Raw genomic sequence first — 13,749 nt, forward strand, 5'->3', positions numbered from 1 at the left:
CCGAGTACCCGCGCGCCGGAGCGTCGAATCCCCTTTCCGCCTCAAGAGGTGACGGAGTCGATCAACCGGTTGTACCGGAGCCTCAGCGCGCGTTCGAGGGCGGACACGAATCCCGCCACCGCGAGGGTGATCTTCGCCCAGGAGGGCAGCAGCACCGGCGACGTGAACGTACCGACGTGTCCGGCGACGACGGGGATCTTCGTGACGGCCTCCGCGCCCTGGAGCAGGCCGACGACGAGCGCGATCAGGAGGATCACGAGCGAGACCACGCCGATGGTGGCGCTGGTACGGGGAAACCGCCGTCCGAAGCTCGCCCGCAATCCTTCCTGCGAGCGAGGGTGAGGGCGCAGAGCTCGCTCGCCGCCGTGGTCGGCGACGAAGTGCATGCGTTTCAGTCCGACCGCGCTGGTCGCCACCTCGATGACCCCTCCCGGCACGGGGAACGCCGCGGGAAGGTTGGACCGGAAGAGCTGGACACCGTCCCGGTACAGCGCGGCGGGGCTTTTCCCGGCCGCGTCTTCGTGCTGTTTCCGGGTTTTGGCGTCGGCGAGGTAGCGGACGTCGACCGCGTAGACGTGTGCTTCGAGATCGAGGAAGAACAGCGAACGGGAGAAGAGCTGCCATCGGCGGTACTCGGCCAGCGCGGATCCGTCCCCGGACCTGACCCTGGAGAGCTGCCACCGTCGGGTGAGTTTCTTGACCATGGTCAGGACGTCGCTTCCGGTGGGTTGAGGTCGAGCATGGCGTTCACGCGCTGCAGGACGTCCAGCTGCGCCGGGTTGTACAGATCGGCCACGCCGTGGAGGACGACTGGTTTGGTGAGGGCCTTCCACGTCTTCGCGTCCAGCAATCCGGGCCGGGCTTCGTACTGCTCGCGGGCGATCGGCGCGAGAGCCTCGGCGATGCGCTGTCGCGTCGCGTCGTCGGCGTCCGCGGGCAACTCGTCGAACTCGGTCTGGACGACGGGCCGGGACGCCGGCTGGAGCGAGTGCAGCGTAGCCATCGTGGCCGGGTCCAGCACGGTCGAAAAGATCATCATCAGCGAGCGTTCCTCCTCCGGCATTCCCTCGACGTTGCCGTCGTAGCCGGGTGGCAGGTCCACCAGGCTACGACGGCGCAGGATCAGGGCGAGTTCGTCGCGCATCCGCTGCTGCCGCTCGATACTCGCCCGCAGTTCCTCGTCCAGTGCGCGCAGCGTCTGCTCCGTGTGCTCGTCCGAGCCCGCCATCGCCGGGATTTCGGAGAGCGGCACCCCCAGGTCCACCAGGCGCCGGATCCGCAGCAACCGGATCAAATGCTCGACCCGGTACCGCTTGTAGCCGTTGTGCGCCCGTTCGGGCTCGTCGAGCAACCCGATCCGGTGGTAGTAGCGGACGGTCTTCAGCGTCGTGCCGGCCAGTTCCGCCAGCTCCCGTGTGCTCCAGGACATCTCCCGCATTGGACACCGTGCCCCAAGGGCACAGTCAAGCGGCTTGACCGTGCCCCGAGGGCACGGTCTCGAATACGTCCGTCGGTGATCACACCAAGATCGGGGAGAGACGATGAGACGGAAACGACTTGTGGGACTGGCGGTGATCCTCGGCCTCACCGCGCCGCTGTGCACGGCGCCCGCCAGAGCGGCCGAACCCGCACCGGGCCTGGCCTGGGCCGCGTGTCCCGCGGACGTGGCGGTGCCCGCGGACATCGTGCTGCGGTGCGCCACCGTGCCGGTGCCACTGGATTACCGGAGGCCGGAGGGCGAGCAGATCGACATCATGATCTCCCGCCTGGCCAGCAAGAACCCCGCGGCGCGGCGGGGCGTGCTCATGCTGAACCCGGGCGGTCCGGGTGGGCCCGGGCTGTCGTTCCCCGCGGATCTGGCCTCGCACGGCCTGCCCGCGAGCGTCCTGGACGCCTACGACGTGATCGGCATGGACACCAGAGGCATCGTGCACTCGGCTCCGGTGAGCTGCGGATTCACGGCGGATCAGGAGTACATGGGCAACATCCCGCCATACGCGGTGGACGAAGCGGCCGTCGCCGAACAGGCGAAGATCGCGAAGGGGGTGGCCGCCCAATGTGCCGCGAACGACAAGGACGGCAGGCTGCGGCACGTTTCGACGGCGAACATGGCGAGGGACCTCGACCGGCTCCGGGCCGCGCTCGGCGAGGAGAAGACCAATTTCCTGGGGTATTCGTACGGCTCCGCGCTCGGTGCGGCGTACGCGTCGATGTTCCCGGAGAGGTCCGACCGGGTGGTGCTCGACAGCAACATCGGCGACACCCATCTCAACCGTGACGGGCTCCGCCGGTTCGGGCTCGGCGCCGAAGAGACCTTCCCCGACTTCGCGAAGTGGGCGGCGGCACGGCACGAGTCCTACGGCCTCGGCCGAACCGCCGCCGAAGTGCGCAGGACGTACTTCGAGCTCGCGGAGAAGCTCGACAAGACCGCGGTGAACGGCCTCGACGGCCGTTTGTTCCGGCTGGCCACCTTCGCGGGGCTTTACGGGAAGACGCGGTACGGGCAGACGGCACAGTGGTGGCAGTCGGTCCGTGACGGCGACAAGGTGGCGGCGGAAGGCGCCGCGGCCGAAGCGAAGCGCCTGGCACTGGCTGCCACGCCGGCGCCGACGGACAACGCGTGGTCGGTGTTCCTCGCGGTGACGTGCAACGACGTCGCTTGGCCCTCGGACGTGCGCACCTATCAGCGTGGCGTGGCCGAAGACCGCGAGCGGTACCCGCTCTTCGGCGCCGCGGGAGCGAACGTCATCCCGTGCGCGTTCTGGCCTTACGCGCCGGCCGAGCCTCCGGTTGCGGTCAAGGACAAAGGGCTGGAGAACGTGCTGGTCGTCCAGAACCGGCGAGACCCCGCGACCCCGCTGCGGGGCGGGCAGCTGCTCGACGAGAAGTTCGGTGCTCGGTCTCGGCTGGTGACCGTGGACGCCAGTGGTCATGGCGTGTACGTCCTCGGCGGCAACGCCTGCGCGCTGAACACGACGACGAGCTTCCTGTTGTCCGGGAAGCTGCCGAAGCGCGACGTGTTCTGCTCCTGAGCAGGGGCTGAATCGGCCTGCCGCGTTCGCCTGGGTAACATCCGGGTATGAGCAAGCGCTTAGTCAGTCTCGGGGATTCCTTCACCGAGGGTGTCGGCGACGAAGACCCGTCGTCGCCCAACGGCGTCCGCGGCTGGGCCGATCGCGTCGCGGGCACCCTCGCGGCCAACCACCAGGACTTCCGTTACGCCAACCTCGCGATCCGCGGCAAGCTCCTCGGGCAGGTCATCGCCGAGCAGCTCGATCCGGCGCTCGCGCTGAACCCGGATCTCGTGACGCTGTACGCCGGCGGCAACGACCTGATGCGGCCGAAGGTCGACATCGACGCCCTCATCGACGACTACGACGTCGCCGTCGGCAAGGTCGTGGCCACCGGCGCGCGGGTCGTCCTGTTCACGGGGGTCGACGGGGTCGAAGACGCGTTGTTCCGCAGGATCCGGGGCCGCGTCGCGATCTACAACGAACACGTCCGCGGCATCGCGGCCCGGCACGGGGCGCTGCTGGTGGACATGTGGGCGATGCGGCAGCTGCGCGACAGGCGGCTGTGGGCTCCCGACCGCTTGCACCTGAACTCGTTGGGACACAACGAGATCGCCATCGCCGTCCTCGACGCCCTCGGCGAACCGCACAAGCTGACGCCCGCCGAACTCGGCCCGCGACCGCTGCTTAGCCCGCAGGCGCGGCGCACCGAGAACCTCCAATGGGGCAAGGAACACGCTGTCCCGTGGATCAAACGTAGGCTGCGCGGGGAATCCTCGGGCGACACGCTCGCGCCGAAGCGGCCGGCGATGGAGCCCTACGCCTGACGCGGCCGAAGCCCGTCGAAGAGGACGCAGACCGTCCGGGCCCGGAACTCGGGCCCGGCATGCTCCGCCGCCTTCGCCGTTCCGATGATCACCGCGATCAGTTCGTCGACACCGATGTCCTTGCGGACGTCGCCGGTGTCCTGCGCCCTGCCGAGCAGTACGCCTAGCGCGTCCTTCAGGCGGACGCCGATGACCGACCCGGCCGACGGCACGGTGACCCCGGCCGCCGACAGTGCTTCGAAGTAGGCGTTCTTGGCGCCCGCCATCTCGATCCAGCCGGTCAGGAATCCGAAGAACGTGGCGCCGGGGTCGGGCGACTCGACGGCCACCGTGGCCTCGGCTTCGTCGACGAAGCGGTGCAGACGCGCGAAGAGCACTGCCTCGAGGAGCGCTTCTTTCGTCGGAAAGTGGCGGAACACGGTGCCGACCCCGACGCCTGCTTCGCGGGCGACTTCTTCGGTCGGCGCACTGGTGCCTTTGGCCGTGAAGACGCGCTCCGCGGCCTCCAACACCCGCGTGCGGTTACGGCGGGCATCGGCTCGGAGCGGTTTCTCGTCCGTCACAGCGGGGATCCTAGACCCGTTGTCGAGAGGTTAGCCCGGTATCTCGTCCAATACGCGCGCCAGCGCCTTCGGGACTCCGGTGCCCCAGCCGCCGCCCATGATCCGGCGTGACATCCGCTCGAACTCGTCGTCGGGGTCGAAGCCCTCGTGACGGAGGAACAGCCGCGTCCCACGGCCCTCCGGTTCGAGCCGCCACGTGACCGTCCACTTCGGACCCCAGCTGATCCTGAGCAACCGCTCCGGCTCCACGGCCAGCACCTCGCAGTCGACCGGGCCGCCCGCGAAACCGGCGGCCGGGACCGGGTCGGCGAGCAACTGGAACCGGTGCCCCACAACGGGTTTGATATCGTTCGGCATCCGAAGCCAGCGTTCCAGCAGCTGTGGTTCGGTCAGCGCGCGCCACACCTTGCGCGGCGGATGCGCCAGGAACTGGTCGACGTGAACGACCGCCGGATCCTCGTCGTTCAGAAGTCCTCCTCGTCCAGCAGGTCGCGCAGGTCGCCCAGTTTGCCGCGCCAGTACCGCTCGTACGGCGAAAGCCAGTCGGAGACCACTCGCAGCGGCGCGGCCTCAAGAGAGTAGACGCGATTTCGGCCCTGCCGCTCTTCCCGGACGAGCCCGGCTTCACGCAGCACCCGAAGGTGTTCCGACAGGCTCGGCCGCCGCATGTCGAACCGTTCGGCGATCTCCCCCGCCGCCCGCGGGCCGTCGAGAAGGATGCCGAGAACCTCGCGGCGGGCCGGGTTGGCGAGCGCGGCGAAGACGTCGTCGTTGACCGGCACTAGCGCGGCCAGTTCCCGTAACCCGAGGGTTCGAGCAGGCCCATCGCGTTGCCGTCGGGATCCTTCAGGGAGGTCACGCGGCCCCACGGCATCTCCTCCGCGTCCCCGACCTCGACGCCCTGGGCGCGGAGCTCGGCGATGTCGGCATCGACGTCGGTCGTGCTCAACTGGAAGTGCACACGGGTGTCGGGGTCCAGGTCGCCGACAGCGCGGTCCACGAGGACGACCCCGGTGTCCGCCCCCTTGGGGCCGACCATGACGAACGGGCCGTGCGGGCCGCTGACGTCGACCAGCAGGTCGAAACCCAGCTTGCCGACGTAGAAGTCCCGTGCCTTCGCTTGGTCGGAGACCGGCACGGTGAGGAACTGGATTCGGTCGATGTTCATGCCGAGACCATACGTAGGAGATTTCCTACATGTCAAGCTCTACAACCTCGACTTAAATAGAGGTCTAGGGTTCGTGACCAGGGACGCAAGAGCTTGAGTTCACCTATGGACGAACTTTTAGCGTCGTCGTCATGAGCGAAGAGACCACCACCCAGTCCCCCGTCCGCCTCGCCGTGATCATCGGCAGTGTCCGCCACGAACGGTTCGCCGACGCCATCACCGGCTGGCTGCTGTCCGAACTCGCCGCGATCGACGGCCTGGAGGTCGACCCGATCGACCTCGCCGACGTCGATCTCCCGCTGCAGGGCACGCGCCCCGGCGGCACCCGGACGGCGATCAGTGACAAGCTGCACGCGGCCGACGCCTACCTCGTCGTCACCCCGGAGTACAACCACAGCTTCCCGGCGGCGCTGAAGAACGCGATCGACTGGCACTTCACGGAATGGGCGTACAAGCCCGTCGGATTCGTCGGTTACGGCGCGGGTTCGGGCGGCATCCGCGCGATCGAGCAGCTGCGGCTGATCTTCCCCGAGCTGCGCGCGACCACGATCCGCGACGCGGTCCTGCTGAACGCGCCGTGGACCCGTCTCGGGCCGAACGGGTACGAGGGCACCGAAGGCGAGCGCGGCGCACTGGCCGCGACGATGACCGAACTGACCTGGTGGGCCCGCACCCTGCGCGCCGGACGCGTCGCGGACCAGGTGAACGCGGCATGAACCGCCTGACCGCACAAGAACTCCGCATCGCGGCGGTGGTCGCGCTCGGCGGGTTGATGGCCGTTCTCGACACCACGATCGTCGCCGTCGCACTGCCGCGGTTCATGACGACCTTCTCCGCATCGCTGACCACGATCCAGTGGATCGTGACCGCCTACGCACTCGGCATGGTCGCGGCGATGCCCCTCGCGGCTACTTTCGCGCAACGATGGGGAGCGCGCCGCGTGTACCTGGCCGCGCTGTTCGTGTTCGCGGTGGCGTCCGCGGCCGCCGGAGCGGCCGGCGATCTGGGCTGGCTGATCGCCGCACGGGCGGTACAGGGCCTCGCCGGCGGCCTGATCAACCCCTTGGGCATGACCATCGGCTTCGGCGCGGTGGCCCCGGAACGCCGGAGCCGGATGACCGCGATCACCGGGCTTCCCTTGCTGATCGGGCCGATTCTCGGTCCGGTGCTCGGCGGGATCCTGTTGGACAGCCTTTCGTGGCGGGCGCTGTTCTTCATCACCGTTCCACCCGCTCTGCTCGCCGTCGTGGGCGTGCTTCGCTGGGTGCCCGCGGACACCCCGTCCGCGGAACGCGCTCCGGTCGATTTCGCCGGCGGCCTGCTGCTCGTTCCCGGTGTGGTCGCGGTGGCGTACGGATTCAGCGAGGAGACGCTCGGCATGGACGTCCGGTCGGGCATCGTCGTCGCCGGGCTGGTGCTCATGGCCGTGTTCCTCCGAAGGTCGTGGAGCCATCACGCCCCGCTGCTGAACGTCCGGCTTCTGCGTAACCGGACGTTCGGCCGTAACACCGCGATCCTCGTCCTGTACGCCGCGCCGTACTTCGGCTCGATGCTGCTGATGCCCGCCTACATTCAGGCGATGCGCGGTGATTCGGCCATGACCAGCGCGCTGATGATGGTCCCGGGGGCGATCGGGATGGGCCTCACCATCCAGTTCGCCGCCCGTGTCCTGGAACGCTTCGGCCCGAGGATCGTCGTCGGGACGGGACTGAGCCTGGCGATCGTCTCGACCGCCCTGACTGCGCTCGTCCTCACGCCGGACGCTCCATACCTGGTACTGGGGATCTTGGGACTGGTCCAGGGAGCGGGCACCGGAGCGATCATGCTGCCCACCATCGTGAGCGCGGGCCGCGAACTGCGCGGGCCGGATCTCGCGTCCGGTTCGGTGATCCTTCCCTTGGCCAGCACCATCGCGAGCGCGGTCGGCACCGCGGTGGTGAGCGCGGTGTTCACCGGCCTGATCGCGGCCGCCACCGCCGGGCAGGGTCTCGCCGCGCTGAGCGATCCGGGTTCGGCGCTCACCGGGGAGGTCGTCGACGCGTATCGCCTGACACTCGTCGGAGTCCTCGCGGTCATGGTGCTCGCCCTCGTGGTCAGGTTGCGGACACGGCCCACCCCTGCGACGGAACCCGCCACGGTACGGAGCGCAGCATGACGACGTCGACACTCCCCCAGCTCGATACCCGGCTGACCGTCAGCGAGGTCGCGAGCAAAGCCGGGGTCTCGGCGAACGCCGTCCGGTACTACGAGCGGTACCGCGTCATCACCGCGGAGCGGACCACGGGCAACGCACGCCGGTTCACGATCGACGCCATCTGCCGCATCCGGCTCGCGGTCGCCGCCCAACGGGTCGGGCTCAGCCTCGCCGAAAGCGCGGAGATCCTGGCCCGGATCCCGCCGATGTCCTCCGATATCGAATTGTGGTCACAGGCGGGCCAACGGCTCATCGACGCCGGGCAGGCTCGTATCGCCGAGCTCGCCGCGGTGGTCGACGAGTACCGGACGCTCGAGTTCCTCAGGAGTTGAACGGTCCGTCCGCCGCGCTCGACCAGCGGAAGACAGGACGGTTCTCGAGACCGGGGTAGGCCACGGCCATACCCCGGTCAGGGGACATGGACCACAGGCGCGCGCCGGGCGCCGCGGCATGATCCGCCCAGTCCGTCGACCAGGCTGGAATGTAGCGCTCATAGATGCGTCGGATCCGGGCCACATCTTTGACTTCGAGTCTCGCGGGACCGGTCATGCGGACCTGGCGGACGTCGTCAGGCGGGTCGAAGGTCGCGACCATGACAGCGACCTCGCGATAGTCGCGGGCCGCGGTCAAGAACGGCGACGGGCGGCCGTCGGGCACCGGGGTGTGGAACCACAACCGCCCCTCCTCGGCCACGAACCACATCATCGCCAATGCCGGATTCCCGCGCCCGGTGGTGGTGGCGACGCTGGCGGGCAAGCGCGGCTCGTCGAGGAAGTCTCGTACCGCGAGGATCGATCGGTCCATGTCGCCACCCTGCAACCTCGACCGCGGTGAAGGTCCAGAAGTACATGAAGGCCCCCTTCCTTACGTCCAGCGCAAGGAAGGGGGCCTTCATGTACTTTCGAGGAGTCAAGTCAGCGCTGCGGCGGCGGCCCACCCTGCGGACCACCGAACGGCCCCTGCTGCGGGAACGGACCGTTACCCGGCCCCTGCGACGGCGGCCCCTGGTAGGGGCCACCCTGCGGACCGGCGGGCGGCTGCGCCTGCGGCAACCGAGTGGCAGGCGGGGCCTGCGGCGGCTCCGGAGCGGCCTCCGGCTCGGGAGCCGGAGCAGCCTTCGGAACCTGACGCGGAGCGGGCGGCTCCTGCCGCGGCGTCGCGACACCCAGCGCCGGAACCTCCTTGCGCGCCACGGCTTCCGCGGCCGCGACGGCCTCGGCGACCTTCGGGTCGCTGGAGGTGTCGAACCAGCCCTGAACCTCTTCGTCCTCCAGGTCCGGCTTCTCGACCGGCTCTTCCTTCGGCGGCTCGTAGCGGAACACTCCGTCGTCGCCGGGAGCGCCGAGCGCGCGGGCGAAGCCCTCCAGGGCCTTGCCGTAGTCGCTCGGGATCATCCAGACCTTGTTCGCGTCGCCCTGCGCCAGCTGCGGCAGGGTCTGCAGGTACTGGTACGCCAAGACCTCGGGCGTGGGACGTCCGGCCTTGATCGCCGCGAAGACCTTCTCGATCGCCTTCGCCTGCCCCTGTGCCTGCAGGTACCGGGCGGCACGCTCACCCTGCGCGCGCAGGATCCGCGACTGCCGCTCGGCCTCCGCGCTCAGGATCGCGGCCTGCTTGGCACCTTCGGCCGCGAGGATCTGGCTCTGCTTCTGGCCTTCCGCGGTCTTGATCGCGGATTCACGCTGACCTTCGGCGGTCAGGATCATCGCGCGCTTCTCACGGTCGGCACGCATCTGCTTCTCCATCGAATCCTGGATGGAGGGCGGCGGGTCGATCGCCTTCAGCTCGACCCGGGCGACGCGGATGCCCCAGCGGCCGGTGGCCTCGTCGAGCACGCCACGCAGCTGGCTGTTGATCGAGTCACGCGAGGTCAGGGTCTGTTCGAGGCTCATGCCACCGACGACGTTACGCAGGGTCGTGGTGGTCAGCTGCTCGACACCGACGATGTAGTTCGAGATCTCGTAGACCGCGGCGCGCGAGTCGGTGACCTGGAAGTACACGACCGTGTCGATGGACACGGTCAGGTTGTCCTCGGTGATCACGGGCTGGGGCGGGAACGACACGACCTGCTCGCGGAGGTCGATCCGCGCCCGGACCTTGTCCAGGAAGGGCACCAGAAACGTCAGGCCGGGAGAAGCCACCGTCCGGAACCGGCCCAGCCGTTCGATCACAGCGGACTGTGCCTGCGGCACCACCATGATCGCCTTGACCACGACGACGACCACGAACAACGCGAGCAGTCCGACGACGATGAACACCACTGTCTCTGACAACTACCTTCCCCTTACGTAGAAACCCTGTTGCGGTGCGGCCGTCCGGCTCACAACTCGGCCGAGACGACCGCCGTGGCGCCCGAGATCTCGACGACCGTCACCGATGTTCCCGGGGCGATCGGTTCCCCGCCGGTCATGCTTCGTGCCGACCAGACGTCGCCTGCCAGCTTCACCTGGCCCGCATCGCCGTCCACTGTGGACACTACTACCGCCCGTGCGCCGATCAGCGCGTCGGTGTTGGTCTTGATGTCCGGCCCCGTGAGGAACCGGCGTTTGAGGGTCGGCCGGACGAGGACGAGCATCCCGACCGAGGCGACGGCGAACACCGCGACGTCGATGAAGGGGTTCCCGGTCAGGGCGGCCGAGCCCGCCCCGAACAGGGCTCCGACGCCGACCATGAGCAGGAACAGATCACCCGAGAGCAGCTCGGCGATGATCAAGAGGATGCCGGCGATCAGCCAGATGAGAGCGCCTGTCATGCGTTCATGCTCCCAGATCGCGCCGATTCATACCGAAGAAGCGAAACCGACGTGACCGACGCGTGACCTTGAGTGACCTCACGCAAACCGGGCATTCAGGACTCTTCGCCCGGGTCCGAGACGAAGTCGATCAGCCGCTCCACCGCTCCGATCAGCGGCGTTTCCAGATCCCGGTAGCTGCCGACCGCCGCCAGGATCCTCTGCCAGCCCTCCCACGGCTCGCCCCAGCCGAGCGCGTCGCAGACGCCCTCTTTCCACTCCGTGCCGCGCGGGATCTTCGGCCAGGCACGGATGCCGACGACCGACGGCTTCACGGCCTCCCAGATGTCGATGTACGGATGGCCGGTGATCAGCACGTTCTCGTCACGGATCGCGTCGACGATCCGTGACTCCTTGCTGCCCGCGACCAGGTGGTCGACCAGCACGCCGAGGCGGCGGCCGGGCCCGGTGCCGAACTCGTCGATGCGGCCGGACAGCACGTCCACCCCATCGAGTGGTTCCACCACCACGCCTTCGACTCGCAGGTCGTGTCCCCAGACACGTTCGACCAGTTCGGCGTCGTGCTTGCCCTCCACCCAGATGCGCGAATCGCGGGCGACCCGGGCCTTGAGCCCCTGGACCTGGACCGACCCGGACGCCGAGATCCGCCGTGCCGGGGCTTTCGGTGCGGCCTTCGCCGGCACCAGTGTCACCGGCTTGCCTTCGAGCAGGAACCCCGCGGGATTCAGCGGGAACACGCGGTGCTTGCCGTGCCGGTCTTCGAGGACGACGTTGCCGTACTCGATCTTCACAACGGCACCGCAGTAGCCACTGGCCGGGTCTTCGACCACGAGCCCCGGCTCCGCGGGCACCTCGGGGATCTTCCGCTTGCGCGGGCCGGACAACACGTCGTCGTACGAATGGGAGCGCACGGCGCCCGACGCTATCGGTGCTCGCGGCCGGCGTCTTCCCGCCACGCCGGTCAGGAGGCCATGAGCAGCATCGCGTCGACGAACGGAGTCCGCTCGCCCCGCTCCAGCGGGCGCATCACGAACAGCGGCGCGAGCGCGACACACCACGCGCGCACTCGTCCGGCGTCGAAACCCGGCAAATGCGGGGCGATCGCATCGAAGCCGTCTTCGAGAGTTCCGCCGTCGCGCATCGGCAAGGTGACCCAGTCCGCCAGATCGAACGACGGGTCGCCCACGCTCGGACGCGGGTCGATCGCGACCGCTCCCCGCCCGGGCCCGCCGTCGAGGACATTGCCCGGATGCAGGTCCCCGTGCACGATCGCGTTCCCTCCCCCGCTGGTCGCGAGCTCGAGCGCCCGCAACCGCGCACGATCGAGGGTCTCCAGCGAGAGCGTGGCCTCGGCCACCGAGCCGCGCAGCCCGCGCTCGGCGAGCTCGTACATGAAGACGACACGGTCTTCGAGCGGCGGGAAATCCGGCGGCGGGGCCACCGAGTGGATCTGGGTCAGCAGGTCACCCACCTCGGCCCACGGGACGTTCGCCCCCACGTCCAGCAGCTGCGTGCCCGGGCTGATGCCCTCCAGCAGGATCGCCCCGGCGGTGAGTTCCGCGTCGAGCACCTGCACGACCCGCGAGCAGCCGTTCCACGCCCGCAGCGCGGCGGCTTCCGATTCGGCGATCGTGTGATCCGGGGTGAGTTTGAGGACCTTCTTCAGTCCGTCGTCCCCGGTACAGATCAAGGTCCGGCCGGTGTTGCCCGGTTCGGCGCCGACGACGGTGAGACCCCACCGCGCGGCCAGCCGCTCCACGAGGGCGGGCAGCTCGTCGCACCACGTCGCGACGTCCTCGCCGAATCGCCGGACCAGACGCGCACGCGCCTCGTCGTCGATCAGAACAGCGGCCACGGGATGGCACGCCAGTCGTCGCCCGGCTCGGGGAAGACCCCTTCCGCCAGAAGCAGCTCGGTGCGCTCGGCCAGCGCGCGGATCTCGAAACCGGTGAGGTGCTCGCCGAGCGCGTCGCCGAGCTCTCCGTCCAGCTTCTCGCGAAGACCGCGGAGCTTGCCGACCTCGGCGTCGGTCAGCCGCTCGCCGATCCAGCCCCAGAGCACCGTCCGCAGCTTCGGGTCGGTGTGCAGGCAGATCCCGTGATCCACGCCGTAGATCCGGCCGTCGGCGCCGGCGAGCACGTGACCACCCTTGCGGTCGGTGTTGTTGACCACGATGTCGAGCACGGCCAGCTCCCGCATGCCCTGCCGGTCCGCGTGCGCGAGCACCGCGGGCTCACCGTCGCGATCGTGCGCGTGCAGCACGACACGCCAGTCTTCCGGCAGGCTCTCCGGTGACCGGACGTCGACGAGTTCCTCGTCGGTGGTCTCGATCCACAGCTGCACCATGCCCGGCCCGAACGGCCCGTCGCGCAGCACCGTCGGCGGGATCGCGCCGAGCCCGGAGGCGTCGGCGACCATGGCCGTCGCGACCTCGCGGCCCGCGAGCGTCCCGTCCGGGAAGTCCCACAACGGCCGCTCACCGGAAACCGGCTTGTACACGACGTTCCCGGTGACGCCGTCGAGCTCGATCGTGCAGAACAGCGTGACGTTGGAGGCGTCGACGAGCCTGCCTTCGACGTCGATCTTGCCGCGCGTCACCAGCTCCCGCGAAGACTCCTCCACCTCGTCAGTCCTCGAGGACGTCGACGTCGCGCCGGTACCCGTTCTGGCGCGGGCAGATGTGGCCCGCCGGGTCGAGCGGTTCCGCGCACAGCGGGCACGGCTTGCGGCCGGCGTTGACCACCCGGTCCGCCCGCTCCGCGAACGCGCGCGCCGCGCCAGGGCTCAGGAAGACGCGCACGGCGTCCGGCCCTTCTTCGGTGTCGTCCAGAACGACCGTTTCGTCCACCTCGCCCTCCGTCATCGCGAGCAGCTCGATGACGACGGCACTGCTTTCGGCGTCCCAGCCGAGCCCCATCGTGCCGACGCGGAACTCCTCCTCGACCGGAACGGTCAGGGGATCGACGTCGAGCAGCTCGTCGGGCGCGTCGTCCGGTACGTCCGCGCCGAACCGGCTGGCGACCTCTTCCAGCAGCGAGCTGAGCCTCTCGGCCAGCACCACCACCTGCTGTTTTTCGATCGTCACACTGATCGTGCGGACGTCCTCGGACGCCTGGAGGTAGAACGTGCGGTCGCCGGGCTCACCGACGGTTCCTGCGACGAACCGGTCGGGCTGGCGGAAGACGTGGATTACGCGAGACATGGCACCTTTGACCCTAGGCCACGGCCCCATGA

The 13,749-nt window shown here is 69.1% G+C and carries 18 protein-coding genes; 5 read left to right on the top strand and 13 right to left on the bottom strand.

Annotated features, from left to right (window positions below; translation table 11 throughout):
- Positions 1-41: 41 nt before the first annotated feature.
- Both ACXIZN_RS12810 and ACXIZN_RS12815 read right to left on the bottom strand, forming a co-directional pair.
- Positions 42-704 (bottom strand): hypothetical protein, encoded by a 663-nt coding sequence (locus tag ACXIZN_RS12810; protein ID WP_457954560.1) that lies wholly within the window; start codon positions 702-704, stop codon positions 42-44.
- 2 nt (positions 705-706) lie between these two features.
- Positions 707-1,429 carry a helix-turn-helix domain-containing protein gene (locus tag ACXIZN_RS12815; RefSeq protein ID WP_457954561.1) on the bottom strand — a complete coding sequence of 241 codons (723 nt, stop codon included), beginning with the start codon at positions 1,427-1,429 and terminating at the stop codon, positions 707-709.
- 112 nt (positions 1,430-1,541) lie between these two features.
- Here ACXIZN_RS12815 and ACXIZN_RS12820 point away from each other — a divergent pair, with 112 nt between their 5' ends.
- Both ACXIZN_RS12820 and ACXIZN_RS12825 read left to right on the top strand, forming a co-directional pair.
- Positions 1,542-3,032, top strand: coding sequence for an alpha/beta hydrolase (locus tag ACXIZN_RS12820; RefSeq protein ID WP_457954562.1), 1,491 nt, complete (start codon positions 1,542-1,544; stop codon positions 3,030-3,032).
- Positions 3,033-3,079: 47 nt separating this feature from the next.
- Positions 3,080-3,838, top strand: coding sequence for an SGNH/GDSL hydrolase family protein (locus tag ACXIZN_RS12825; RefSeq protein ID WP_457954563.1), 759 nt, complete (start codon positions 3,080-3,082; stop codon positions 3,836-3,838).
- On the opposite strand, the gene ACXIZN_RS12830 is transcribed toward ACXIZN_RS12825, so the two are convergent.
- From ACXIZN_RS12830 to ACXIZN_RS12845, 4 genes are read right to left on the bottom strand one after another with little or no spacing between them, the layout of a single operon-like run.
- A complete protein-coding gene (locus ACXIZN_RS12830) occupies positions 3,829-4,401 on the bottom strand; it encodes a TetR/AcrR family transcriptional regulator (protein WP_457954564.1) in 573 nt (190 codons plus the stop codon). The two genes, ACXIZN_RS12825 and ACXIZN_RS12830, sit on opposite strands and share 10 nt — an antisense overlap.
- A gap of 30 nt (positions 4,402-4,431) precedes the next feature.
- A complete protein-coding gene (locus ACXIZN_RS12835) occupies positions 4,432-4,944 on the bottom strand; it encodes an SRPBCC family protein (RefSeq protein ID WP_457960503.1) in 513 nt (170 codons plus the stop codon).
- Positions 4,866-5,183 (bottom strand): metalloregulator ArsR/SmtB family transcription factor, encoded by a 318-nt coding sequence (locus tag ACXIZN_RS12840; protein WP_257486959.1) that lies wholly within the window; start codon positions 5,181-5,183, stop codon positions 4,866-4,868. The genes ACXIZN_RS12835 and ACXIZN_RS12840 overlap by 79 nt, the downstream gene beginning before the upstream one ends.
- Positions 5,183-5,569, bottom strand: a complete 387-nt coding sequence (locus ACXIZN_RS12845; protein WP_457954566.1) for a VOC family protein — start codon at positions 5,567-5,569, stop codon at positions 5,183-5,185. Before ACXIZN_RS12845 ends, ACXIZN_RS12840 begins: the two co-directional genes overlap by 1 nt.
- A 131-nt stretch (positions 5,570-5,700) precedes the next feature.
- On the opposite strand from ACXIZN_RS12845, the gene ACXIZN_RS12850 reads away from it, so the two are divergent.
- Genes ACXIZN_RS12850 through ACXIZN_RS12860 form a run of 3 tightly spaced genes read left to right on the top strand, consistent with a single transcriptional unit; the run spans position 5,701 to position 8,095 of the window.
- On the top strand, positions 5,701-6,285 hold the full coding sequence (locus ACXIZN_RS12850; RefSeq protein ID WP_457954567.1) for an NADPH-dependent FMN reductase: 585 nt from the start codon (positions 5,701-5,703) through the stop codon (positions 6,283-6,285).
- A complete protein-coding gene (locus ACXIZN_RS12855; protein WP_457954569.1) occupies positions 6,282-7,724 on the top strand; it encodes a DHA2 family efflux MFS transporter permease subunit in 1,443 nt (480 codons plus the stop codon). The genes ACXIZN_RS12850 and ACXIZN_RS12855 overlap by 4 nt, the downstream gene beginning before the upstream one ends.
- Positions 7,721-8,095, top strand: coding sequence for a MerR family transcriptional regulator (locus tag ACXIZN_RS12860; protein ID WP_457954570.1), 375 nt, complete (start codon positions 7,721-7,723; stop codon positions 8,093-8,095). Before ACXIZN_RS12855 ends, ACXIZN_RS12860 begins: the two co-directional genes overlap by 4 nt.
- Here ACXIZN_RS12860 and ACXIZN_RS12865 read toward each other — a convergent pair.
- From ACXIZN_RS12865 to ACXIZN_RS12895, 7 genes are all read right to left on the bottom strand, one after another.
- Positions 8,085-8,567, bottom strand: coding sequence for a pyridoxamine 5'-phosphate oxidase family protein (locus tag ACXIZN_RS12865; protein ID WP_457954571.1), 483 nt, complete (start codon positions 8,565-8,567; stop codon positions 8,085-8,087). The genes ACXIZN_RS12860 and ACXIZN_RS12865 overlap by 11 nt on opposite strands.
- 110 nt (positions 8,568-8,677) lie before the next feature.
- Positions 8,678-10,024: an SPFH domain-containing protein gene (locus ACXIZN_RS12870; protein WP_457960505.1), complete on the bottom strand. Its 1,347-nt coding sequence runs from the start codon at positions 10,022-10,024 to the stop codon at positions 8,678-8,680.
- Positions 10,025-10,083: 59 nt separating this feature from the next.
- Positions 10,084-10,515: an NfeD family protein gene (locus tag ACXIZN_RS12875; protein WP_457954572.1), complete on the bottom strand. Its 432-nt coding sequence runs from the start codon at positions 10,513-10,515 to the stop codon at positions 10,084-10,086.
- Between the two features lie 95 nt (positions 10,516-10,610).
- Positions 10,611-11,426 (bottom strand): DUF3097 domain-containing protein, encoded by an 816-nt coding sequence (locus ACXIZN_RS12880; protein ID WP_457954573.1) that lies wholly within the window; start codon positions 11,424-11,426, stop codon positions 10,611-10,613.
- Between the two features lie 50 nt (positions 11,427-11,476).
- Positions 11,477-12,370 carry an aminoglycoside phosphotransferase family protein gene (locus ACXIZN_RS12885; RefSeq protein ID WP_457954575.1) on the bottom strand — a complete coding sequence of 298 codons (894 nt, stop codon included), beginning with the start codon at positions 12,368-12,370 and terminating at the stop codon, positions 11,477-11,479.
- Positions 12,355-13,137, bottom strand: coding sequence for an SCO1664 family protein (locus tag ACXIZN_RS12890; protein WP_457954577.1), 783 nt, complete (start codon positions 13,135-13,137; stop codon positions 12,355-12,357). Before ACXIZN_RS12890 ends, ACXIZN_RS12885 begins: the two co-directional genes overlap by 16 nt.
- 4 nt (positions 13,138-13,141) lie before the next feature.
- Positions 13,142-13,717: a DUF3090 domain-containing protein gene (locus ACXIZN_RS12895; protein WP_126732921.1), complete on the bottom strand. Its 576-nt coding sequence runs from the start codon at positions 13,715-13,717 to the stop codon at positions 13,142-13,144.
- Positions 13,718-13,749: the final 32 nt, after the last annotated feature.

It is taken from the genome of Amycolatopsis sp. TRM77291, assembly GCF_054166285.1.